Origin of the sequence: Promicromonospora panici (assembly GCF_900608595.1) — a bacterium.
Classification (GTDB): domain Bacteria; phylum Actinomycetota; class Actinomycetes; order Actinomycetales; family Cellulomonadaceae; genus Promicromonospora; species Promicromonospora panici.
The window spans coordinates 95,443-116,111 of the sequence record NZ_UWYY01000005.1 but is presented as its reverse complement, the minus strand read 5'-3'; the positions used below and the strand labels follow the sequence as shown (position 1 = coordinate 116,111).

The 20,669-nt window shown below is 73.5% G+C and carries 20 protein-coding genes; 12 read left to right on the top strand and 8 right to left on the bottom strand.

Going from position 1 to position 20,669, the window contains the following annotated elements; translation table 11 throughout:
• Positions 1-2 precede the first annotated feature (2 nt).
• Positions 3-2,006 carry an acetyl/propionyl/methylcrotonyl-CoA carboxylase subunit alpha gene (locus EW117_RS07120; RefSeq protein ID WP_129785405.1) on the top strand — a complete coding sequence of 668 codons (2,004 nt, stop codon included), beginning with the start codon at positions 3-5 and terminating at the stop codon, positions 2,004-2,006.
• Entirely contained in the window at positions 1,999-2,946 is a 948-nt protein-coding gene (locus EW117_RS07115; protein ID WP_129785134.1) for a hydroxymethylglutaryl-CoA lyase, read from the top strand. Before EW117_RS07120 ends, EW117_RS07115 begins: the two co-directional genes overlap by 8 nt.
• On the opposite strand, the gene EW117_RS07110 is transcribed toward EW117_RS07115, so the two are convergent.
• Positions 2,943-3,842 (bottom strand): LysR family transcriptional regulator, encoded by a 900-nt coding sequence (locus tag EW117_RS07110; protein WP_129785132.1) that lies wholly within the window; start codon positions 3,840-3,842, stop codon positions 2,943-2,945. The genes EW117_RS07115 and EW117_RS07110 overlap by 4 nt on opposite strands.
• A gap of 93 nt (positions 3,843-3,935) precedes the next feature.
• On the opposite strand from EW117_RS07110, the gene EW117_RS07105 reads away from it, so the two are divergent.
• Both EW117_RS07105 and fgd read left to right on the top strand, forming a co-directional pair.
• Positions 3,936-5,162, top strand: coding sequence for an MFS transporter (locus tag EW117_RS07105; protein WP_165362547.1), 1,227 nt, complete (start codon positions 3,936-3,938; stop codon positions 5,160-5,162).
• A 67-nt stretch (positions 5,163-5,229) separates the two neighbouring features.
• A complete protein-coding gene (fgd, locus tag EW117_RS07100) occupies positions 5,230-6,231 on the top strand; it encodes a glucose-6-phosphate dehydrogenase (coenzyme-F420) (RefSeq protein ID WP_129785128.1) in 1,002 nt (333 codons plus the stop codon).
• A gap of 19 nt (positions 6,232-6,250) precedes the next feature.
• Here fgd and EW117_RS07095 read toward each other — a convergent pair whose 3' ends face one another.
• Positions 6,251-6,904: a response regulator transcription factor gene (locus EW117_RS07095; protein WP_129785126.1), complete on the bottom strand. Its 654-nt coding sequence runs from the start codon at positions 6,902-6,904 to the stop codon at positions 6,251-6,253.
• A complete protein-coding gene (locus EW117_RS07090; RefSeq protein ID WP_242504132.1) occupies positions 6,901-8,061 on the bottom strand; it encodes a sensor histidine kinase in 1,161 nt (386 codons plus the stop codon). The genes EW117_RS07095 and EW117_RS07090 overlap by 4 nt, the downstream gene beginning before the upstream one ends.
• 146 nt (positions 8,062-8,207) lie before the next feature.
• On the opposite strand from EW117_RS07090, the gene EW117_RS07085 reads away from it, so the two are divergent.
• From EW117_RS07085 to EW117_RS07075, 3 genes are read left to right on the top strand one after another with little or no spacing between them, the layout of a single operon-like run.
• Positions 8,208-8,645 (top strand): hypothetical protein, encoded by a 438-nt coding sequence (locus EW117_RS07085; protein WP_129785124.1) that lies wholly within the window; start codon positions 8,208-8,210, stop codon positions 8,643-8,645.
• Complete coding sequence (locus tag EW117_RS07080; protein WP_129785123.1) at positions 8,642-10,153, top strand: multicopper oxidase family protein; 1,512 nt, start codon at positions 8,642-8,644, stop codon at positions 10,151-10,153. The genes EW117_RS07085 and EW117_RS07080 overlap by 4 nt, the downstream gene beginning before the upstream one ends.
• Positions 10,154-10,173: 20 nt before the next feature.
• Positions 10,174-10,863: an HAD hydrolase-like protein gene (locus EW117_RS07075; RefSeq protein ID WP_242504131.1), complete on the top strand. Its 690-nt coding sequence runs from the start codon at positions 10,174-10,176 to the stop codon at positions 10,861-10,863.
• A gap of 1 nt (position 10,864) precedes the next feature.
• Here the strand turns inward: EW117_RS07075 and EW117_RS07070 are convergent, their stop codons facing one another.
• Genes EW117_RS07070 through EW117_RS07060 form a run of 3 tightly spaced genes read right to left on the bottom strand, consistent with a single transcriptional unit; the run spans position 10,865 to position 14,123 of the window.
• Positions 10,865-11,686, bottom strand: coding sequence for an ABC transporter permease (locus tag EW117_RS07070; protein WP_129785122.1), 822 nt, complete (start codon positions 11,684-11,686; stop codon positions 10,865-10,867).
• The gene (locus EW117_RS07065; protein WP_129785121.1) at positions 11,683-12,645 is read right to left on the bottom strand and encodes an ATP-binding cassette domain-containing protein; all 963 of its coding nucleotides are present in this window, start codon (positions 12,643-12,645) and stop codon (positions 11,683-11,685) included. Before EW117_RS07065 ends, EW117_RS07070 begins: the two co-directional genes overlap by 4 nt.
• Entirely contained in the window at positions 12,642-14,123 is a 1,482-nt protein-coding gene (locus tag EW117_RS07060; RefSeq protein WP_129785120.1) for an FAD-binding oxidoreductase, read from the bottom strand. The genes EW117_RS07065 and EW117_RS07060 overlap by 4 nt, the downstream gene beginning before the upstream one ends.
• A 227-nt stretch (positions 14,124-14,350) precedes the next feature.
• Here EW117_RS07060 and EW117_RS07055 point away from each other — a divergent pair, with 227 nt between their 5' ends.
• From EW117_RS07055 to EW117_RS07045, 3 genes are read left to right on the top strand one after another with little or no spacing between them, the layout of a single operon-like run.
• Entirely contained in the window at positions 14,351-15,145 is a 795-nt protein-coding gene (locus EW117_RS07055) for a sensor histidine kinase (protein ID WP_129785119.1), read from the top strand.
• Entirely contained in the window at positions 15,142-15,810 is a 669-nt protein-coding gene (locus tag EW117_RS07050; RefSeq protein ID WP_129785118.1) for a response regulator, read from the top strand. The genes EW117_RS07055 and EW117_RS07050 overlap by 4 nt, the downstream gene beginning before the upstream one ends.
• Positions 15,811-15,862: 52 nt before the next feature.
• Positions 15,863-16,405 (top strand): GNAT family N-acetyltransferase, encoded by a 543-nt coding sequence (locus tag EW117_RS07045; protein WP_129785117.1) that lies wholly within the window; start codon positions 15,863-15,865, stop codon positions 16,403-16,405.
• A gap of 102 nt (positions 16,406-16,507) precedes the next feature.
• Here the strand turns inward: EW117_RS07045 and EW117_RS07040 are convergent, their stop codons facing one another.
• Together EW117_RS07040 and EW117_RS07035 are read right to left on the bottom strand one after the other, a co-directional pair.
• The gene (locus EW117_RS07040; RefSeq protein WP_129785116.1) at positions 16,508-17,035 is read right to left on the bottom strand and encodes an O-acetyl-ADP-ribose deacetylase; all 528 of its coding nucleotides are present in this window, start codon (positions 17,033-17,035) and stop codon (positions 16,508-16,510) included.
• Positions 17,032-17,481: a GNAT family N-acetyltransferase gene (locus EW117_RS07035; RefSeq protein ID WP_129785114.1), complete on the bottom strand. Its 450-nt coding sequence runs from the start codon at positions 17,479-17,481 to the stop codon at positions 17,032-17,034. The genes EW117_RS07040 and EW117_RS07035 overlap by 4 nt, the downstream gene beginning before the upstream one ends.
• A gap of 69 nt (positions 17,482-17,550) precedes the next feature.
• On the opposite strand from EW117_RS07035, the gene pip reads away from it, so the two are divergent.
• Together pip and EW117_RS07025 are read left to right on the top strand one after the other, a co-directional pair.
• Positions 17,551-18,480: a prolyl aminopeptidase gene (gene pip / locus EW117_RS07030; protein WP_129785112.1), complete on the top strand. Its 930-nt coding sequence runs from the start codon at positions 17,551-17,553 to the stop codon at positions 18,478-18,480.
• A 186-nt stretch (positions 18,481-18,666) separates the two neighbouring features.
• Positions 18,667-20,559 (top strand): 13E12 repeat family protein, encoded by a 1,893-nt coding sequence (locus tag EW117_RS07025; RefSeq protein ID WP_129785110.1) that lies wholly within the window; start codon positions 18,667-18,669, stop codon positions 20,557-20,559.
• The last annotated feature ends 110 nt before the right edge of the window (positions 20,560-20,669 follow it).

Here is a 20,669-nt window from a genome sequence, read left to right as displayed (position 1 = left end):
CGATGCCCACGCTGCACACCCTCCTGATCGCCAACCGCGGCGAGATCGCCCTGCGGATCATCCGCACCGCGCGCCGGCTCGGCCTGCGCACGGTCGCCGTCTATTCGGACGCCGACGCCGGTGCGCCGCACACGCGCGCCGCCGACGTCGCCGTCCGGATCGGGCCCACGCCCGCGGCCGAGTCCTACCTGTCGATCCCCGCGCTGCTCGCGGCCGCCAAGGAGACCGGCGCCGACGCCGTCCATCCCGGATACGGGTTCCTGTCCGAGCAGGCCGACTTCGCGCGCGCGGTTGTCGGCGCCGGACTGACCTGGGTGGGGCCGCCGCCCGACGCGATGGACGCCATGGGGCGCAAGGACACGGCGCGGAAGATCGCGGAGAAGGCGGGGGTCCCGGTGCTGCGGTCGCTCGGGAACATCCGCGGCGGGTGGTTCGCCGCTCAGGGAAACCTCCCCTTCCCGCTCCTGGTCAAGGCCGCCGCCGGCGGCGGCGGAAAGGGCATGCGCGTCGTCCGCGAACAGGCCGAGCTCGCCCCCGCCGTCGCCGCCGCGGGCCGGGAGGCCGCCGCCGCGTTCGGCGACGACACCCTGCTCATGGAGCCCTACGTCGAACGGGGCAGGCACGTCGAGGTGCAGATCCTCGCCGACGAGCACGGCAACGTGCTGCACCTGCACGAGCGGGACTGCTCCGCCCAGCGCCGGCACCAGAAGGTCCTGGAGGAGGCCCCGGCGCCCGACCTCGACCCGGTGCTGCGCGACGCGCTGCACACCTGGGCCGTGGACCTGGCCCGCGAGGTCGGCTACGCCGGCGTGGGGACCGCCGAGTTCCTGGTGGACGCCGCGCAGGGCGCCCACGGCGCCTGGTTTCTCGAGATGAACACCCGCCTCCAGGTCGAGCACCCCGTCACCGAGGAGGTCGTCCGGGTGCGCGGCGAGCGCATCGACCTCGTCGAGCAGCAGCTCGGCGTCGCGGCCGGCGAGCAGCTCGGCTTCGCGCAGGACGACGTCGCGGTCGTCGGCCACGCGATCGAGGCGCGGATCTACGCCGAGGACGCCTTCGGCGGGTTCCTGCCCCAGGCCGGGACCGCGACGCGGGTGCGATGGCCCCAGGACGCCCGCGTCGAGGCCGGCATCGAGGACGGCACCGTCGTCCCCGCCGCCTACGACCCCATGATCGGCAAGGTCATCACCCACGGCCCCGACCGCGAGGCCGCCCGGCGCGGGCTCGTCGACGCGCTCGACGCCACCGCGATCGGCGGCCTGGTCACCAACACCGGGTTCGTGCGGGCGCTCGCTGACTCGGGGGCGTTCCGCGACGGGGAGGTCCACACCGCGTGGCTGGACACCCACGAGCTGCCGCCGCCGGATCCGAGCCCCGCGCTCGTCGCGGCCGCCTGGTCGGTCGCGGCCGCCGCAGCGGCCGACGGCGGCGACGGCTGGCGCCTCGGCGGGCCGCCCGCCGACACATGGGTCGAGCTGGACGACACGGTGCTCCGGGTGAGCACCGCCCGAGGTGAGGTGCGCCGCGAGGGTGAGCCGCCGACGTCGTGCCGCGCGGTGGGCGTCACAAGAGGCGGCACGGAGAGCAACGCAGGGGGCAACACCGGGAGCAACGCAGCGGGCGACGTCCGCCTCGCGCTGGACGGCGTGACCGCGCGGTTCGCGATCGACGTGACACCCCGGTCCGTGGAGGTGAGCACCCGCGGGCACACGTTCCGGTTCGTCCGGCCGAGCGCGTCGAGCGCCGCGGCCACCGAGCTGTCCGACGGCGTCGTCCTCGCCGTGATGCCCGGCTCGCTGGCCCGGGTCGAGGTGGCCGACGGCGACCTGGTGACCGCCGGGCAGCAGCTCGGCGTGCTCGAGGCGATGAAGATGGAGGTGGCGCTCGTGGCGCCGTCGGACGGTGTGGTGCGCGTGCGCGCGGCGGCCGGGGACCAGGTGGCGGCCCGGCAGGTGCTCTTCGAGATCGAGCCGACGTCGGACGAGCAGGAGGTGACCCATGACTGAGCAGCTCCGCAACCCCCAGGTGGTGCCCGACCCGACCCTGCCCGGCCGCGTGACGATCTACGAGGTCGGCCCACGCGACGGCCTGCAGAACGAGAGGGCAGTGGTCCCGGCGGCGGTGAAGGTGGGTCTGGTCGAGCGGCTGCTCGACGCCGGCCTGCCGTACGTCGAGGCGACGAGCCTCGTGCACCCGCGCTGGGTGCCCCAGCTGGCCGACGCCGAGGAGGTGCTCGCCGCGCTGGTGGACCGGCTCGGCGACCGCGCCCGCGACCTGCCCGTGCTGGTGCCCAACGAACGCGGCCTGGAGCGGGCGTACGACCTGGGACTGCGGCACATAGCCGTCTTCGCCAGCGCCACCGATACGTTCGCGCGGCGGAACCTGAACCGGTCCCTGGACGAGCAGTGGGCGATGTTCGAGCCGGTCATGACGCGGGCCCGCGCGGCGGGGATGCGCGTGCGGGCGTACGTCTCGATGTGCTTCGGCGACCCGTGGGAGGGCGATGTGTCGCTCGACCAGGTGGTCGCGGCGGGCAAGCGGCTCATGGACCTCGGGGCTGAGCAGCTCTCGCTCGGCGACACGATCGGCGTCGGGACGCCGGGGCACGTCGTCGCGCTCCTGGACGCCCTGAACGACGCCGGACTGAGCGACGACGTGCTCGCGCTGCACGCCCACGACACCTACGGGCAGGCGCTCGGCAACGTGGCCGCCGCGCTGCGGCACGGCGTGACGACGTTCGACACGTCGGCGGGCGGGCTCGGCGGGTGCCCGTACGCGGAGTCGGCCACGGGGAACCTCGCCACCGAGGACCTGCTCTGGATGCTCGACGGGCTCGGGATCACCACCGGCGTCTCCATGCCGCGCCTCGTGGAGACCGGGACCTGGCTGGAGGGGCACCTGGGGCGCCCGTCGCCGAGCCGCGTGCTGCAGGCGCTGCGGCCCTAGGCCCGTTCCTGCGCGGGCGCCTCCGCCGTCAGCCGGTGCAGCAGGGCCAGCGCCGCCTCGACCGGGCGCGTGGTGCGCGGCCGGCTGACGGACTGGAGCGAGAAGGGAAGCGCCGGGTCCAGGGGCCGGGTCACCGCGCCCGGGGTGGGGCGCAGCACGAAGGTGGGCACCACGGCGACGCCGAGCCCGGCGGCGACGAACCGGGAGACGAGCCCCATGTCCGGGCTCTCGACGACGACGTCCCGGCGCAGCCCGCGCACGGCCAGCAGCCGCTCGACGACCACCCGGTGGCCGAACCCGGGCGGCCCGTCGACGAACGGCTCGGCGACCAGCTCGTCGAGCGAGAGCACGGTGCGCCGCGCCAGCTCGTGGGACTCGGGGACCACCGCCACGAGCTCGTCCACCAGGATCTCGCGCGTGCGGAGGCCCTTGAGGTCGGCGAGCGGGAGCCCGGTGATCGCGACGTCGAGGTGACCGGCGCGGACGTCGTCGGCCAGGCCGGTGGAGCCGGTGGGGGACGCCACGACGCTGAGCGTGACCCCCGGATAGAGCTCGTGGAACCGCCCGGCGAAGGCGGGGGCGTCAACCACGTCGGAGTTGGGGAAGACGCCGAGGCGCAGGCGCCCGCGCAGGCCACTCTCGGTGGCGGCCACCACGTCGAAGACGCGGTCCACGGACTCGATGGCGGCGCGCGCCTCGGGCAGGAGCGCCCGGCCGGCGTCGGACAGCTCGACGCGGCGCGTGGAGCGCACGAACAGCGTGGCGCGCACCTCCCGTTCGAGCGTGCGCACCCCCGCGGACACCGCCGACTGGACGGTCTGCAGCCGGTGGGCGGCGCGGGTGAAGCTGCCCTCCTCCGCGACGGCGACGAAGTACTCCAGGTGCCGGGTGTCCATCCGCCGAGTATCTCTCATATATCGCAGAGCGCGATAAGCGTGATCAGAATGATTCGCTTGTGTGGATGAATGGGGCGGCCGCAGACTGCGGAGGTGACTACCGCGCACTCCGTCTCCGCACCCGCCGCTCGACCCACTCCCGCCGGCCCGCGCCGCCACGGCGCCGGGTTCTGGGTCACCGGCCTCACCTTCCTGCTGCTCATGGCGTTCGCGGCGGTGCCGAGCCCGCTCTACACGCTCTACGCGGCCCGGGACGGGTACGGCCCGTTCACGGTCACGGTGATCTTCGCGGCGTACGCCGTGGGGGTCGTCGCCAGCCTGTTCTTCGTCGGGCACCTGAGCGACCGGGTGGGCCGCCGTCCGCTGATCCTGCTCGCGGTGACGCTGGAGGTCCTGGCCGCCGTCGGCTTCCTGGTCTGGGACGACCTGGCGGGCCTCCTGGTGGCCCGCGTGGTCTCGGGTGTCGGGATCGGCGCGCTGACCGCCACGGCCACCGCCTACCTCGCGGAGCTCGACGGCGCTCGATCCCGGCCCGCGCCGGGACGCGCCGCGGTCGTCGCCACCGTGGCGAACCTGGGCGGGATCGGTCTGGGTCCGGTCCTGTCCGGGCTGCTCGCGGCGCCGTCCGCCCACCCGCTGGTGGTGCCGTACGCGGTGTTCGGCGTGGTGATGGTCGCGCTCCTGGTCGCCACGCTGTTCGTCCCGGAGACCGTGCTGCACCGGCCGGGCCTGCTGCCCTACCGGCCCCAGCGCGTGGCGATCGGCAGCGAGCTGCGCGGCCGTTTCGCGGCGAGCGGGGTCGGCGCGTTCACCGCGTTCGCGGTCTTCGGCCTGTTCAGCTCGGTGGCGGCGTCGTTCGTCCGCGACGAGCTGGGCCAGCCGTCCCTGATCGTCGCGGGCGCCGTCGCGGGGACGCCGTTCCTGGCCGGCGCCCTCGGCCAGACCCTCGTGGCCGCGCGCACGCAGGAGTCCCAGCTCCGCCTCGCGGCCGTGCTCATCGTCGCGGGCCCGGCCGGGCTGTTCGGCGGTGTGGTGCTGGCCTCCACGTGGCTCTTCGTGCTGGGCGGACTGCTGGCCGGCGGGGCCGCGGGGCTGCTGTTCAAGGCGGCGCTGGGCCGTACGGCCTCGCTCGTGCCGCCGGGGGAGCGGGCGGAGGCGCTGGCGCTCGTGTTCCTCGTCGCCTACGCGGGCCTGGTGGTCCCGGTGCTCGCGGTCGGCGTCGGCCTGGTGTACGTGCCGACCGCCGTGGTCCTGGGAGTCTTCGTGGTGCTGGTGGCGCTCGCGGGCGGATGGTCGGCATCGGCGATGCGGCGCGCGTGACCTGCCCGGATGTGATCTGCGCGACCTCCGTGTTCGGGTGTCGGTGATCGAGCGTAGGGTCGCAGCTGTGACTCTGAAGATCGGTTACAAGGCGTCCGCCGAGCAGTTCGGGCCGCGCGAGCTGGTTGAGCTCGCCGTACGCGCCGAGGAGGTGGGACTGGACAGCGCGATGGTCTCCGACCACTTCCTGCCGTGGCGGCACGAGGGTGGCCATGCGCCGTCGGCGCTGGCCTGGCTCGCGGCCGCGGGCGAGCGTACCTCGCGGATCCAGCTCGGCACGAGCGTGCTGACCCCGACGTTCCGCTACAACCCCGCCGTCATCGCGCAGCAGTTCGCCACGCTGGCGCTGCTCACCGAGAACCGCGTGCTCCTCGGCGTCGGGACGGGCGAGGCCCTCAACGAGATCGCCGTCTCGGGCCGCGAGTGGCCCGAGTTCAAGGAGCGGTTCGCCCGGCTGCGCGAGGCCGTGCAGCTCATGCGGGCCCTCTGGACCGAGGACAGCGTGGACTTCAAGGGCGACTACTACGAGCTGGTCGGCGCCCAGATCTACGACCGGCCCGAGAACCCGGTGCCGGTCTACATCGCGGCGGGCGGCCCCCTCGTGGCCAGGTACGCCGGCCGCGCGGGCGACGGCTTCATCTGCACCTCCGGCAAGGGCATGGACCTGTACACGGAGAAGCTGCTGCCGGCCGTCGCCGAGGGCACGGCCAAGGCGGAGCGCTCCGCTTCCGACGTCGACAAGATGATCGAGATCAAGATCTCGTACGACCGCGATGCCGCCACCGCGCTGGAGAACACCCGGTTCTGGGCGCCGCTGTCGCTCACGCCGGAGCAGAAGCACAGCGTCACCTCGGCCACCGAGATGGAGCAGCTGGCCGACGAGCTGCCGATCGAGCAGGTCGCGAAGCGCTGGATCGTCGCGTCCGACCCGGAGCAGGCCGTCGAGCTGATCAAGCCCTACGTCGACGCCGGCCTGAACCACCTCGTGGTGCACGGCCCCGGCCACGACCAGGAGCGGTTCCTGACGCAGTTCAGCGAGGACGTGCTGCCGCGCCTCAAGGCGCTGTGAGCCCGGGGACTCGTGCGGCTCACGGCCGCACGAGCCCCGTCTCGTAGGCGAGGATCACCAGTGCCGCGCGGTCCCGCGCGCCGAGCTTGGCCAGCAGGCGGCTCACGTAGGTGCGGGCGGTGGCGGGGCTGAGGTAGAGCTCGCGGGCGATCTCGTCGTTCGTCAGGCCCCGGCCCAGCTGCTGCAGCACCTCGCGCTCGCGCTCCGTGAGCCCGGCGAGCCGGTCGACGCCGGACCGGGGCGCCGGGCCCGCCGCGACCGCCCGCAGCACGGTGGCCGTGACGCCCGGGTCGAGCAGCGCCTCGCCCGCCGCGACCACGCGGACGGCGCGGCGCAGCTCGGCCGGGGCGACGTCCTTGAGCAGGTAGCCGGCGGCCCCGGACCGGATGGCCTCGAAGACGTGCTCGTCCTCGTCGAACGTGGTCAGGATCAGCACCCGCACGCCGGCCAGCGCCGGGTCGCTCACGATCTCCCTCGTCGCGGCCAGCCCGTCCAGGCGCGGCATCCGGACGTCCATGAGCACGACGTCGGGCCGCAGCTCCCGCACCCGGGACACCCCCGAGCGCCCGTCGGCCGCCTCGCCGACGACGGTGATGTCGCCCTCGCTCTCCGCCAGGGCACGCAGCCCCGCGCGCACGAGCTCCTGGTCGTCCACCAGCACTATGCGGATCATGCTTCTCCCGTCTCCAGCCGCAGCGGCAGGTTTGCGGCCACACGAAACCCGCCGCCGGGGGCATCGCCCATGGTGAGGGTGCCGCCGAGCAGGGCCACCCGCTCGCGCATCCCCGAGATCCCGGAGCCGGGCACGAGGCCGGGGCCGGCACCACGGCCGTCGTCGGCCACGCGGAGGGCGAGGCGGTCGTCGGCGACCGCCGCGGAGACCGTGACGCGCGTGGCCGCGGCGTGCCGCAGCACGTTGGTGAGCGACTCCTGCACCACCCGGTAGGCGGCGGCGTCGATGGCGCCGTCGAGGGTCCCTGCCGGCACGTCCAGCTCGACCTCGACGGCGAGCCCAGCGGCCCGCGCCGAGGCCGCCAGGGCTTCGACACCGGCCAGGCCGGTGGGCGCGGCGTCGGGCGCGGCGTCCCGCTGCGCCGAGGCACGCGCCGGGTCGCGCAGCACCCGGACCGTCGACCGCAGCTCGTGCAGCGTGCCCGACGTCGCCTCGCGCACGTGCGCGAGCGCGCCCCGGGCCGCGTCGTCGTCCCGGCCCACGGCCTCGGCGGCCACGCCCGAGTGCAGCGCGATCACCGACAGGTTGTGCCCCACGACGTCGTGCAGGTCGCGGGCGATGCGCAGGCGCTCGGCCTGCAGCCGCTGCTCGGCGGCGTGGGCCTCGTGGACCCGCGCCTCGCGGCTCAGCCGCACCGCCACCCCGAGCGCGATCGCCGCCGCGACCAGCGCCACGTCGGTGACGAGCTCGTACGGCGTCAGAGCCTCCTCGGGTGTGTTGCCCACCGTCCGGTAGTAGGTCGAGACGGCGATCAGCGCGGTGCCCGCACCGACGGCCCAGCCGGTCCGCCGCATCTCCGCCGCCGAGTACAGCGCCGCGACCGCGGGCAGCGCCATGCCGATGGGCGCGAACTGGAGCGTGTAGTAGACGAACACGCCCAGCACGGTGACCACGAGCACGGTGCGCGGCACCCGGCGCCGCAGCAGCACCAGCGCCCCGAAGCCCGCCGCGAACAGGTACGCACCCGGGCCGGCGTGCCGCAGGGCGTCGGGGTCCGCCGCGATGACGACCGCCACCACCAGCGCCATGGCGAGCCCCAGGGCGATGTCGGTGACACGGGGGTCGACTGTCTGCGGGGACACACTCGGCTCGGACACACCGTCACCCTACGGACGGGGCGGCCCTGAGGCATCAGCCCCGAGCCGTCCGGGCGCTGAGTCAGGGTTCTTGTCGCCCCCGGGCGACACGTGGAGACGATCCAGGGCCGATGTGGGACGGGCACCCCGGCGGGCACCGTCGAGGTATGACATCACCACACCTTCCCGCACAGCCCGCACCGGGCCGACCCGCATCGCCCACCATCCCCTGGGCGGTCGTCGCCGGCCTCTCCACGCTGGCCCTGCTCTGGCCGCTGACCGGCCTCACCGGCGCCCTCGGGACCGGCGCACCCCGGGCGCTGACCATCATCGGCATCACCGCCGTCGTCTGGATCGGGGTGGTCGGGCTGGGCCGCGTGCCGCGGCCCGTGCTCACCCTCACCCTCACCGGCGTGGCGTACGGGCTCGTCACGGTCGCGCTCGGCCTGCTCGTCCCGGCGCTCGGCGGCTTCGACGGGCCCGGCGGTTCGGCCGCCGAGCCGGCCTGGACCATCATCCCGGCGCTGCTCAGCGACGCGTTCTGGGGCGCGCTCGCCGGCCTGGCCGCCGCCGGCGTGCAGCGGCTGCGGGGGGCGGACCGATGAGGCGGACCGCCGCGCTCACCGGCCTCGCGAGCCTCGCCGCCCTAGCGCTCGCGGGCTGCGCGCTCATCCCCGGCTCGGTCACGTCGGTCGACGAGCCGGAGTTCACGAACGAGCTCGCCATCCCGCCGCTGGCGCCGTCGCGGGTCGTGGACGGCACGCGCGTCTTCTCCCTCACGGCGCAGGATGGTGTCACCGAGTTCCGGCCCGGCGTCGAGACGGAGACGTGGGGCTTCGACGGCTCCTACCTCGGGCCGACGCTGCGCGCCGGACGCGGCGAGCGGGTCACCGTCGAGGTGACCAACGACCTCGGCGAGCCGACCAGCGTGCACTGGCACGGCATGCACCTGCCCCCGGCGATGGACGGCGGGCCGCACCAGGAGGTCGAACCGGGCGCCACCTGGCGTCCCACCTGGGAGATCGACCAGCCCGCCGCGACGCTCTGGTACCACCCGCACCCGCACGGCGCCACGGAGGAGCACGTCTACCGCGGCCTGGCGGGCATGTTCCTCCTGGACGACGACGCCTCGCGTGCCGCCGACCTGCCGCAGAACTACGGCGTGGACGACGTCCCGGTGATCGTGCAGGACAAGGTCCTCGACGAGGACGGGCAGCTCGAGCTCTCGGACGACGGCAGCGAGCCCGGTACGCTCGGCGACGTCGTCATGACCAACGGCACCATCGGCGCGTACCAGGAGGTCACCACCGAACGCGTGCGGCTGCGCCTGCTCAACGGGTCGACCGCGCGCACGTTCCAGCTCGGCTTCCCGGACCGGGAGATGGACCTCGTCGCCACCGACGGCGGGCTGCTGGACGCCCCCGTCCGGCTCGACCACGTGCGGCTGGCCCCCGGCGAGCGCGCCGAGGTCATCGTGCGGATGCAGCCGGGCGAGACCACGCGCCTGCACTCGTTCGAGGCCGACCTGGGCGGCGTCGTCGTCCCGTTCGCGATGGGCGCCAACGACGCGTTCGACGTGCTGGAGCTCCGGGCCGCCGACGAGCTCGCGCCGTCGCCCGAGCCCGCCTGGCAGTCGTCGGCTCACGCCGCGCGGGACGCGCTGCACGAGGACGACGCGGCCGTGACCCGCACGTTCGAGCTCGACGACCGCAAGATCAACGGCCGGAGCATGGACATGGGGCGTATCGACGAGGTCGTCGACGAGGGCAGCACCGAGATCTGGGAGGTGCGCAGCATCGTGCCGATGCCGCACAGCTTCCACGTGCACGACGTGCAGTTCCGCATCCTGTCGATCGACGGCGACGGCCCGCCGCCCGAGCTGGCCGGCCCCAAGGACACCGTGTACCTCGAGCCGAACCGCACCTACCGGCTGCTCATGCGGTTCGACGACTACACGAACCCCGACGTCCCGTACATGTTCCACTGCCACATGCTGCTGCACGAGGACGAGGGGATGATGGGGCAGTTCGTCGTCGTCGAACCGGGGCAGGAGGCGGGGACCCCGCCCAGCCGCGGGCACGGCGGCGCGGACACCCACCAGGGCCACCACTGAACCTGTGGCACGCTCACCGGGTGACCCTCTCGCTTCCCCACCGCATCACGCACGTCCTGCTCGACCTCGACGGCACCCTCACCGACTCCGCGCCCGGGATCATCGCGTCCCTGCGCACCGGATTCGCGGACGCCGGGTTCGCCGTCCCGTCCGACGAAGTCCTGCGGACCTTCGTGGGCCCGCCCCTGGGGACGAGCCTGGCCCGGATCGGCCTGTCCGCCGCAGACGCCACCGCCACCATCGCCGCCTACCGGCGCGACTTCGAGGTGCACGGCATGTTCGACAACTCGGTGTTCGCGGGCGTGGCGGAGGAGCTCGCCGAACTGCGTGCCGCGGGGGTGACGCTGCTGGTCGCCACGGCCAAGCCGCAGTACTACGCGCGGAAGATCGTCGAGCACTTCGGGCTCGACGAACACCTCGCCGGCGGGCTCGACGGCGTCCACGGTGCCGCCGACTACTCGGCCGGCGAGATGCAGGGCAAGGAGGTGGTGGTCGAGCGCGCGCTGGCGCACGCAGTCGCGCTCGGCGCCGACGCCGGCGAGGTGGTCATGGTGGGCGACCGCGAGCACGACGTGCACGCGGCCGCCCACCACGGCGTCCCGACCGTTGGCGTGACCTGGGGTTACGCGGCGCCCGGTGAGCTGGAGGCCGCCGGCGCCGCCGCGATCGCCACGACGCCGCGCGAGCTGCGCAAGCTGCTCACGAGCTGACTCACATACGCCGTCGGTAGGCCCACGCGGCGAGCGGGGCCAGGACCAGGAGGGCGGCTCCGCCCCACAGCAGGGTCATCAGCACGGGCTCGGCGACGGGCCCGCCGAGCAGCAGCCGCCGGCTCGCGTCGATCGCGTGGCTCACCGGGTTGACCTCGGCCCAGGCCTGCAGCCAGCCGGGCATCGTCTCGGCGGGTGCCGCCATGCTCGTGCCGAAGACCAGGGGGAACGGCACGAGGAACGCGACCCAGCTCACCATGTTCTCGTCCCCGAGCAGCACGGCCACGAGCACCGTGAGCCAGCTCAGGGAGAACCCGAACCCGATAGTGAGGGCCACGGCGCCCAGGGCGGAGGCCAGGTCCGTCTCGACCCGGAAGCCGAGCAGGTAGCCGAGGCCGAACAACATCGTCACGGCCACCGGGTAGCGGACGGCGTCACCCAGCATCGAGCCGAGGAGCGGTGCCGAACGGGCGATCGGCATGCTGCGGAAGCGGTCGAACACCCCCTTCTTCATGTCGACCACGATGCTCACGCCGGTCGAGACCTGCCCGGTGAGGATCGTGGTGAGGACGAGCACGCCCGGGAAGACGTACTGGAGGTACTCCCGGGACGAGCCGCTCACGGCACCTCCGAAGAGGTAGACGAACATCAGCAGGAAGATGGCCGGCATGAACAGCGCCTCCAGAAGCATGCCGGGATTGCGCCAGGTCTTGGTGAGGCTCCGGCCGGCGAGGGCGAAGCTGTGCCGGAGCAAGGGCCAGGGCCGGGGTGCGTCCACGGCGGGTCGGCGGACGGCGGGTGCCTGCGTGCTGAGGGTGGTCATGCTGTCTCCTCGGTCCCGGTCGCGCTGGTCTCGGTCACACCGGTCAGGCTGAAGAACACCTCGTCGAGGCTCGGCAGGCGGAGCGCGAGCTCGGCGACGTCCACCCGGGCGGTCTCCAGCGCCCGCACGACGTCGGTGAACGCCCGCGCGGACTCGACCGGCGTGGTGAGCGCGCCGCCGTGCTGCTGCTCGACAGGCCGGCCGGTCACGCGCTCGACGACGCGGGCGGCGGCGCCCAGCAGCGCGGGATCGGACGGGCGGACGACGATGGTCCGGCCCCCGACCAGCTGCTTGAGCCCGGCCGGGGTGTCGTGCGCGATCACCCGGCCGTGGTCGATCACCGTGATCTCGTCGGCGAGGGCGTCGGCCTCCTCCAGGTACTGGGTGGTGAGCAGGACCGTGGCGCCCTCGGCGGCCAGGGCGCGGATCGTGGCCCACAGGTCCTCCCGCTTGCCCGGGTCGAGGCCGGTGGTTGGCTCGTCGAGGAACACGATCTCGGGGCGGCCGATCAGGCCCGCGGCGAGGTCGAGCCGGCGCCGCATCCCGCCGGAGTACGCCGACACCCGCAGGTGCGCGGCGTCCATCAGGCCGACCTGCGTCAGCAGCGCCCTCGCGCGCGACCGGGCGGCGGCGCGCGGCAGGTCGAGCAGCCGGCCGAGGAGCACGAGGTTCTCGGCACCGGTGAGGTCCTCGTCGACGGTGGCGTACTGGCCGGTGAGCCCCACCAGCCGGCCCACGCGGGCGGCGTCGCGCACGACGTCGAGCCCGCCCACCGTGGCGCGGCCGGCGTCGGGCCGGAGCAGCGTGGCGAGGATCTGGATGGCCGTCGTCTTGCCGGCGCCGTTGGGGCCCAGGACGCCGAGCACGGTCCCGCGCCGCGCGTGCAGGCTGACGCCCGCGAGCGCCGTCGTGCTGCCGTACCGCTTGACCAGGCCTTCGGCCTCGAACGCGTAGCTCACTGGTCCGGTCCTTCCGTGGGTGTGCCGTTGCCGGGCGCGCTGTTGCCGGGCGCGATGTTGTGGTTGCGCCCGAGAACGTTGTCGGGGTCGTACCGGCGCTTGGCCTCGGCCAGGCGGGCGTACGTCCGCGGCGGGTAGGCGGTCGCCAGGTCGGCCGCGGCGTCCGACCCCTGGAAGTTGAGGTAGACGCCGGTGCCCTGGCGCGCGACGGCCGCCCACGGGGCGAGGACGGCGTCGGCGTCGGCGTCGGTGGCGTCGGGCGGGAGGAACGCGCCGCAGACGATCATCGCCTCGGCGTCGCGGTGCGCGAACGCGGTGGCGTCCGCCGGTACCCGGCCGAAGGCGCCGCCGAGGCTGCGCAGCACGACGGAGGTGCCGCCGCGGTAGACGGCGACGGCGGCCTCGATGACGTCGTCGTCGAGGGCGCGCACCAGGGTGTTGCGGGAGAGCAGGCGGCCGCCCGGCGGCCGGTGCGCGTCCGCGAGGACGTCGGGGTACGGGAGCACGCGGACGTTGTCGGTGAGCACCTGGCCGATGGCCCGCAGCGGGCCGATCGCCCGCAGCGGGCCGACGGCGTCGTCCGTGTAGCAGAGTGTCACCGTGGCCGCCGCCGAGCCGCCGAACATCGGCGGGACCAGCGCGAGGGTGCTGGTGAGGCTGTCGGGGGCGGCGCGCATGTGGTCGCGCCAGGCCGTGACGAGCCGTTCGGGGTCGTCGGGACGGTAGGTGATGGAGCCGAAGTGCACGAGCTCGATCCGCGCGGCGACGAAGTCGAAGCTGACGACCACGCCGAAGTTGCCGCCGCCGCCCCGGATCGCCCAGAACAGGTCGGCGTGCTCGTCCGGGCCGGCCACCAGCACGCGCCCGTCCGCGGTGACGACCCGGGCCGCGACCAGGTTGTCGACGGCCAGGCCGTGCTTGCGGACCAGCCGGCCGATACCGCCACCGAGCGTCAGGCCGCCGACGCCGACGCCCGCCGTGTCGCCGGCCGTCAGGCCCAGCCCGTGCGGCGCGAGGGTCGCCATCGTGCGGCCCCAGGTGGCGCCCGCTCCGACCCGGACCACCCGGTTGACCGGGTCGACGAGCTCGACGGTGTCGAGGTGAGCCAGGTCCAGGACCATGCCGTCGTCGTTGGTGGCGGCGCCCAGGAGGCCGTGGCCCCCGGAACGGACCGAGAGGGCGAGCCCCTCCCGCCGGGCGTGGGCGATCGCTGCGGTGACGCCGGCGGCGTCGCGGGGCCGGACGACGATCGCGGGCTTGCCGCTCGCGAAGAAGGTGGTCGCGGCGTCGGCATAACCGTCGTCGCCGGGCAGCAGGACGTCGCCGGACAGGTTGTCGGCGGATCGGTCGCCGCCGGGCCGGCCGGTGCCGGGCAGACTGTCGTCGATCAGGTCGCTGCGCGCGTGGTTGCGTGGGCCATTGCTCGGGTCCTTGCGTGGACCCTTGCCCTGGTCCGTTCTCGGTGGCTCGTGGATCACGGTCACTCCTCGGTCGTCGGTCTCGTGGCGGTCGGTCTCGTCCGTGGTCGGTTCTCGGACGACATCGATCCTTCGCGGGGTGACCTCGGTTTTCGTCGTCCGAGGGGTGACACCTGCGGCTACCGGTGCGGCAGCAGCGTCGCGCTTGGCTACTACCCAGGGAGTAGCGCGGAGTGCTCCCTGCGGGGGATGCGTCAGGTGGCGGCCGCGCCATAGGCTCGACGACCATGCGCACCGATCTGGGCTGGCGACGGTTCTACGCGGCGGGCTGGCTCGCGACCGCGGGCGTCGCCGCTGTCGCGTTCGTGCTGTGGCGCGCCCACGTGCGCGAGGTGGAGCAGCGGGCGGACGACGCGGAGCGGACCCGCGAGGAAGTGGCCCGCCGGCGCGCCGTCGAGGAGCGGCTGCACATCGCCCGCGAGCTGCACGACTCGTTGACGCACAGCATCTCGGTGATCAACGTCCAGGTCGGCGTCGCGGCGCACCTGGCTCGCAAGCGCGGGGAGGAACCGGCCCCGGCGCTGCTCGCGATCCAGGAGGCGAGCAGCGACGCCGCCCGCGAGCTCCGCTCGACCCTCGACACGCTGCGCCGCGAGGACGACGGGAACGGCGCGGGGCTGGACCGGCTGCCCGCGCTGGTCGAGCGGGCGCGCTCGTCCGGTCTGCCGATCACCGTCACGGTCGAGGGAACGCCGCGGCCGCTGCCGCCCGAGGTCGACCAGACGGCGTACCGCGTCGTCCAGGAGGCGCTGACCAACGTCAGCCGGCACGCCGGCGAGGCGACGGCGACGGTGCGGATCACCTACGGCGCCGGAGTGCTGAGGGTGGGCGTCGACGACGACGGATCGGCGTCCCGGACGCCGCCCGTGCCCGGCCACGGGCTGATCGGCATGCGGGAGCGGGTCACCGGGCTGGGCGGACAGCTGCGGACCGGTCCCGGCCCCGCCGCGGGGTTCTCGGTGGCGGCCGAGCTGCCGACCGGGCAGGCAGGTCCGGCCCGGCCTGCTGGGGGACGGCCGTGATCTCGGTGGTCCTGGTCGACGACCAGGAGCTCATCCGCTCGGGGATCCGGGCGCTGCTGGACAGCGAGGACGACCTGAACGTGCTCGCCGAGGCGGGCAACGGCGAGGAGGGCGTTGCTGCCGCGCTCGATCACCGGCCCGACATCGTGCTGATGGACGTGCAGATGCCGGTGCTGGACGGCATCGAGGCGACCCGCCGCATCGTCGAGGACGACCGCCTGGCCGGCGTGCGGGTGGTGATCCTGACGAACTACGGCCTGGACGAGCACGTGTTCCGTGCCCTGCGTGCGGGTGCGGCAGGGTTCCTGCTCAAGGACACCGACCCGGCGAGCCTGTTGCAGGCGCTGCGCGTGGTGACGCGTGGGGACGCGCTGCTCTCGCCGTCCGTCACGCGGCAGCTGATCAGCGAGTTCGTGGCGCGTCCGCCTGACGTGCTCTCCTCGCCCGACCTCGACCTCCTCACCAACCGGGAGCGCGAGGTCGTGGCGCTGGTCGCGTACGGACTCAGCAACGACGAGATCGCCGAGCGGATGGTGCTCAGCCCGACGACGGCGAAGACCCATGTGAGCCGCGCGATGACCAAGCTGCACGCGCGGGACCGCGCCCAGCTCGTCGTGCTCGCCTACCAGTCGGGGCTCGTCTCGCCCCCGGTGCGCCGGGACTGATCGGCCGAACGCGCTGGACGTCGCCGGCGGCGCCGCGTAAGAAACGACAGTGATGACGCACGAAGCTTGGATCGTCGCCCCGGAGCCGTTCGACTCGCCCGACGCCGTCGCGCTGTGGCGCGAGTGCTACACCCACATGAGTGACAGCTGGTACCTGCTCAGGGAGAACCGCCGCACCGACCCAGACGAGCTCGAGCGAGAGATCGCCGCCGACCCGGGCACGGACTTCGCACCACCCGGAGGAGCACTGGTGATCGCGCGCTACGAGGGCGCGGCGGCGGGCATGGCCGGCGTCCGGCTGCTCGACGGTGCGCGGGTGGGTGATGCGCGGGTGGCCGATGCGCGTGCGGGCAACGCGCGGGCCGAGCTGAAACGGGTCTACCTGCGCCCGGAGTTCCGAGGCAAGGGCGGCGCCGAGCTCATCGTCGGCGCTGCCGAGGACGAGGCCCGACGCCTGGGGGCGACCCGCATGGTCCTGGAGACCCGGTCCGACTTCGTGGCCGCCCGTGCCTTGTACGAGCGGCTCGGCTACGACGAGATCGAGCCGTACACGTTCGCCCAGTACTCGGAGCACTGGTACGGCAAGGACCTGTGAGGCGCGGCTCGACTGCCGTGCCGGTCATGCGCCCGCGGGTCAGCACCGGACGGGCGCCGTCGGGCGGACTCTCTTGGGCAGGCAGGCGCGCCCGGTTGCCCGTCAGGCCGCCTGGAGCTCGGCGTCGAACATGTCCCGTAGCCGCTGGTCGAGCACCACGAACCGGACCTGTTTGGGGCTGGCGTCCGGGTGCTCGGCGAGCCAGGTACGGCAGGAGCCGACGGCGATGCGAGCGACGTCGGCCGTGGGCCAGCCGTAGGCGCCCGCGCTCACCGCCGGGAAGGCGACCGAGCGTACGTCGAGCTCGGCGGCGACGTCGAGGGACCGGGTGAAGCATGAGGCGAGCAGCGCGGGATCGTCCTGGCCGCGGTGCAGGTTCGGCCCGACGGTGTGGATGACCCAGGACGCCGGCAGGTCGAACGCCGGCGTGGCGACGGCGTCGCCGACCGTCAGGCCGTCGCGGTGGGTGGTGTTGCGCAGGCGTCGGCATGCCTCGAGCAGTCGGGGCCCGGCAGCGGCGTGGATGGCGCCGTCGACCCCACCACCGCCGAGGAGCGTGGAGTTCGCGGCGTTGACGACGGCGTCGGCCTCGACGCGGGTGAGGTCACCGATCTCGACGGACATGTTCATCCAACTGCTCCCCGTGTGACGGCTCCGGTCCCCGGCCGCTCCATCCATTTGAACTGGTCCGTGACCGGTTGCCAGCCGAACTGCTCGTACAGGCCGTGGGCGTCGGCCGTCGCGAGGAGCGTGCGGCGCAGGCCGAGCGGCTCGATGTCGGCGACCACGCCCGCGACGAGCAGCTTGCCGATGCCCTGCCCCCGCTCGTCCGGGTCGACGATGACGTCGGCGAGCCAGGCGAACGTCGCGCCGTCGGTCACGACGCGCGCGAACGCCACCTGCTTGCCCGTGTCGCGGCGGTAGACGCCGTAGGGCCGGGAGCCGGCGAGGGCGGCGTCCATCACCTCACGCGGGCGGTCCTTGGCCCAGTAGGTGTGCCGGGAGACGAGCTCGTGCACGCGGGCGGCGTCGATACGGGCCGGGTCAATGGAGAACTCATAGAGCGCGTCGTTCATGGTCCGGAGTCAATCACTGGTCACTGACACCGGCCGAGCGCAATGAGTGGGCGGGGTTAGGGTCGCGAGATGTTTCCCCACGTAGAGCCCTACGAATCCGGAACCCTGGAGACAGCCGGCGTGGCCCTGTACTGGGAGCAGTCCGGAGATCCCGCGGGCCGGCCCGCGCTCTACCTGCACGGCGGACCTGGCAGCGGCCTGCGCGACGGCCGGTACCGGACCTGGTTCGACCCGTCGGTCTTCCGGGTCGTGGGCCTGGACCAGCGGGGGAGCGGGCGCAGCCGCCCCCTCGCGACCGCCGCGCTGGACGTCCTCGATCAGAACACGACGCAGCAGCTGATCCGGGACATCGAGGCGCTGCGCGAGCAGCTGAGGATCGAGCGGTGGCTCCTGGCCGGCGTGTCCTGGGGCTCGACCCTGGCGCTGGCGTACGCCGAGGCACACCCCGAACGGGTCGACGGGCTTGCGCTGCTGGCAGTGACCACTACGAGCCGGGAAGAGGTGGACTGGATCACGGACGGCGTCTCGCGGCTGTTTCCCGAGTCATGGGCCCGACTGCTCGGCGTCGCCGAGCCGCGACCGGGGGAACGGGTGGTGGAGGCTGTGGCCCGCCGTCTGCGGAGCGCGGAACCCGAGATCCGGGAGCTGGCCGCCACCGCCTGGGCTGAGTGGGAGGCGACGCATGTCTCGCTCGACCCGGGATTCTCGCCGGGCCCGGTGGCCGTCGACCGGAACCAGGCGACGCTCGTGACGCACTACTGGGCGAATGACGCGTTCCTCGGCCCGACCGGCATCCTCGACGGCGTCTGGGCCCTGCGGAAGATCCCGGCGGTGCTGATCCACGGCCGGCGGGACGTGAGCAGCCCGGTCGTGACCGCCTGGCGGCTGCACCGGGCCTGGCCCGCGAGCGACCTGCACATCGTGGAGGACGAGGGGCACGGCGGACCTCGGATGCTGGAGCTGTTCGCCGAGGCGATCGCGGAGCTCGGGCGGCGCTGAGCGCCGTTGGCGCGGGCGCCGGTACCAGTGGATCGAGGCGCTCACACCTTCTTCTGCCTTCCTTCTGCGGACAGCAGATGATCGGGCGGGTGTCAGTGGTCGAAGCTAGAGTCGAACAAACGTCCGCAGATATGGCGTTGATGGTTACCCTTATGAACAACCCCACCCCGGTGAGGAGTGTGCCGTATGAGCGAGAAACTGCCGGACGACGACCTGGCCGGCTCTCTCCTGGACGACCCTGCCGTGGACCACCAGGCGCGTGGTGAGGGTCCCTGGGCGGGCGCGGTGTCTGGTCCCGACGAGATGCCGGAACCTGGACCGGAGTGGCCGCCGGACGCTGTCCCGGTGTTCCTGTGGCCGGAGGAGACCCTGCGACAGGCCCTGACCGGTGCGCCCGGCCCGTGGCTGGCGCGGGTGGTCGCCGAGGCGATCGACCTGGCTGGAAACCTCGCCCCCGACCACCTCGGGCACCCGGCTGCGCCCGACGACCTCGGTTCGGACGGGCTGGGTTCGGGCGTGCTCGACGGCATGTCGGACGACGCCCTGGGCGACCTGATGGTCGCGTGCGGGCGCCTGCAGTCGTGGGCGGCCGGTATCCAGGCTCGCGTCGTGGCCGAACGCGCGGCCCGGGAGTCTCACCCGCTCGCGCACAGCTCGCTGGTCGGGCAGGTCACCAGCGAGCTGGTCGTGACCGAGCCCGAAGCGACCGAGGTCGTGGTCCGGGCAGAGTCCGGCGCCCAGCACCCGAGCGTGATCCAGGCTCTGGTCGCGGGCCGGATCGACGTGCGCAAGGCGCACACCCTGCTGCGGTCCGCGTCCCAGCTGACCGTCGCTGAGCGCGCCGAGGCGATCCGCCGGTACCTGCCCCACGCGCCACGCCGGACGTGGAAGTGGCTGCAGCGCAAGATGCTCGTGTTCGCGAAGAACCGGCACGGCGCCGCCCAGACTGCGAAGGCCGAGGCGGCCCGACGGTCCGTGCACGTGGACCGGGCGGAGAACGACATGGGCTGGCTGTCCGCCTACCTGCCCGCGACCGACGCCGCAGCCGTCTGGGGCGTCGTGGACGACATGGCCCACCAGCTCCGCCACGCCACCGGCGAGGACCGCACCCTGGGACAACTGCGCGCCGACTCCCTGACCGGCATCATCACCGGCCGGCTCCTACCCGCCGACCGGTTTACCCACACCGACACCGACGAAGAGACCGACACCGACACCGCTGGCACCGACGCGGACGGCGCTACCCAGGCGCCGGTGTGCACCTGCGGCGGCAAGGCACCCGTCCAACAAGTCGTCGTGCAGGAAATCGTGCAACCCGTGCGGATCACACCGACCCGCCCCGTCATCCGGGTCACCATCCCGGCCAGCACCCTCCTCGGCCTGAACGACGCCCCAGGCGACCTGACCGGATACGGACCCATCCCCGCCGAGACCGCTGCAGCCATCGCCCAGGACGCGACCTGGCAACGCCTGCTCACCGACCCCGTCACCGGGATCCTGACCGACTACTCCACCACCACCTACCAACCCGGCACAGTCCTACGCGCAGCCGTCGAAGCCCGCGACAAGACCTGCACCTTCGGCTGGTGCGACACCACGGCCAGCCAATGCGACCTGGACCACATCCAACCCTTCAACCACGACCACAACAACGACCAGGCCACGACCACGAACACGCACGAGAACACGAGCACGAACGAGAACAGGAGCAAGAACAGGAGCAAGGACGCCGGACAGGAACAGACCCGCGCCCACAACCTCCACCCCCTGTGCCGCAAGCACCACCTCCTGAAAACCCACGCCGGCTGGGGCATCGTCCGCGACCCCGACACCGGCATCACCACCTGGACCACCCCCACCGGACGCACCCACACCCGACCACCCACCGTCCTGGACACCCACATCGACCTCGACGACATCGACCCCGACACCAGCCACGACCTCACCCTCCGAGCACTCACCGGCCAACACCTACCCCGCACCTACCAGGCAACCGAACCAGGAGCCGTACCGCCCGACACGACGCCGATCGACACAACCGCAGACCAGCCCGCCGACCCGAACGACCCACCCTTCTGACCGGGCCCCACATCGGCGTCAGCGAGGTCAGTGAGTCCGCGTCGCGTCGCAGGCCCGGCACCCCGCGGACCCACTGACGCACCCGAAGAGTCGGTCGGCGCCGTCGTGGA

Excerpts from the sequence above, each read along its gene's own strand:
- EW117_RS07120 (WP_129785405.1), top strand. The coding sequence starts at position 3 with ATGCCCACGCTGCACACCCTCCTGATCGCCAACCGCGGCGAGATCGCC.
- EW117_RS07115 (WP_129785134.1), top strand. The coding sequence starts at position 1,999 with ATGACTGAGCAGCTCCGCAACCCCCAGGTGGTGCCCGACCCGACCCTG.
- EW117_RS07110 (WP_129785132.1), bottom strand. The coding sequence starts at position 3,842 with ATGGACACCCGGCACCTGGAGTACTTCGTCGCCGTCGCGGAGGAGGGC.
- EW117_RS07095 (WP_129785126.1), bottom strand. The coding sequence starts at position 6,904 with ATGATCCGCATAGTGCTGGTGGACGACCAGGAGCTCGTGCGCGCGGGG.
- EW117_RS07085 (WP_129785124.1), top strand. The coding sequence starts at position 8,208 with ATGACATCACCACACCTTCCCGCACAGCCCGCACCGGGCCGACCCGCA.
- EW117_RS07080 (WP_129785123.1), top strand. The coding sequence starts at position 8,642 with ATGAGGCGGACCGCCGCGCTCACCGGCCTCGCGAGCCTCGCCGCCCTA.
- EW117_RS07070 (WP_129785122.1), bottom strand. The coding sequence starts at position 11,686 with ATGACCACCCTCAGCACGCAGGCACCCGCCGTCCGCCGACCCGCCGTG.
- EW117_RS07055 (WP_129785119.1), top strand. The coding sequence starts at position 14,351 with ATGCGCACCGATCTGGGCTGGCGACGGTTCTACGCGGCGGGCTGGCTC.
- EW117_RS07045 (WP_129785117.1), top strand. The coding sequence starts at position 15,863 with ATGACGCACGAAGCTTGGATCGTCGCCCCGGAGCCGTTCGACTCGCCC.
- EW117_RS07040 (WP_129785116.1), bottom strand. The coding sequence starts at position 17,035 with ATGAACATGTCCGTCGAGATCGGTGACCTCACCCGCGTCGAGGCCGAC.
- EW117_RS07035 (WP_129785114.1), bottom strand. The coding sequence starts at position 17,481 with ATGAACGACGCGCTCTATGAGTTCTCCATTGACCCGGCCCGTATCGAC.
- pip (WP_129785112.1), top strand. The coding sequence starts at position 17,551 with ATGTTTCCCCACGTAGAGCCCTACGAATCCGGAACCCTGGAGACAGCC.
- EW117_RS07025 (WP_129785110.1), top strand. The coding sequence starts at position 18,667 with ATGAGCGAGAAACTGCCGGACGACGACCTGGCCGGCTCTCTCCTGGAC.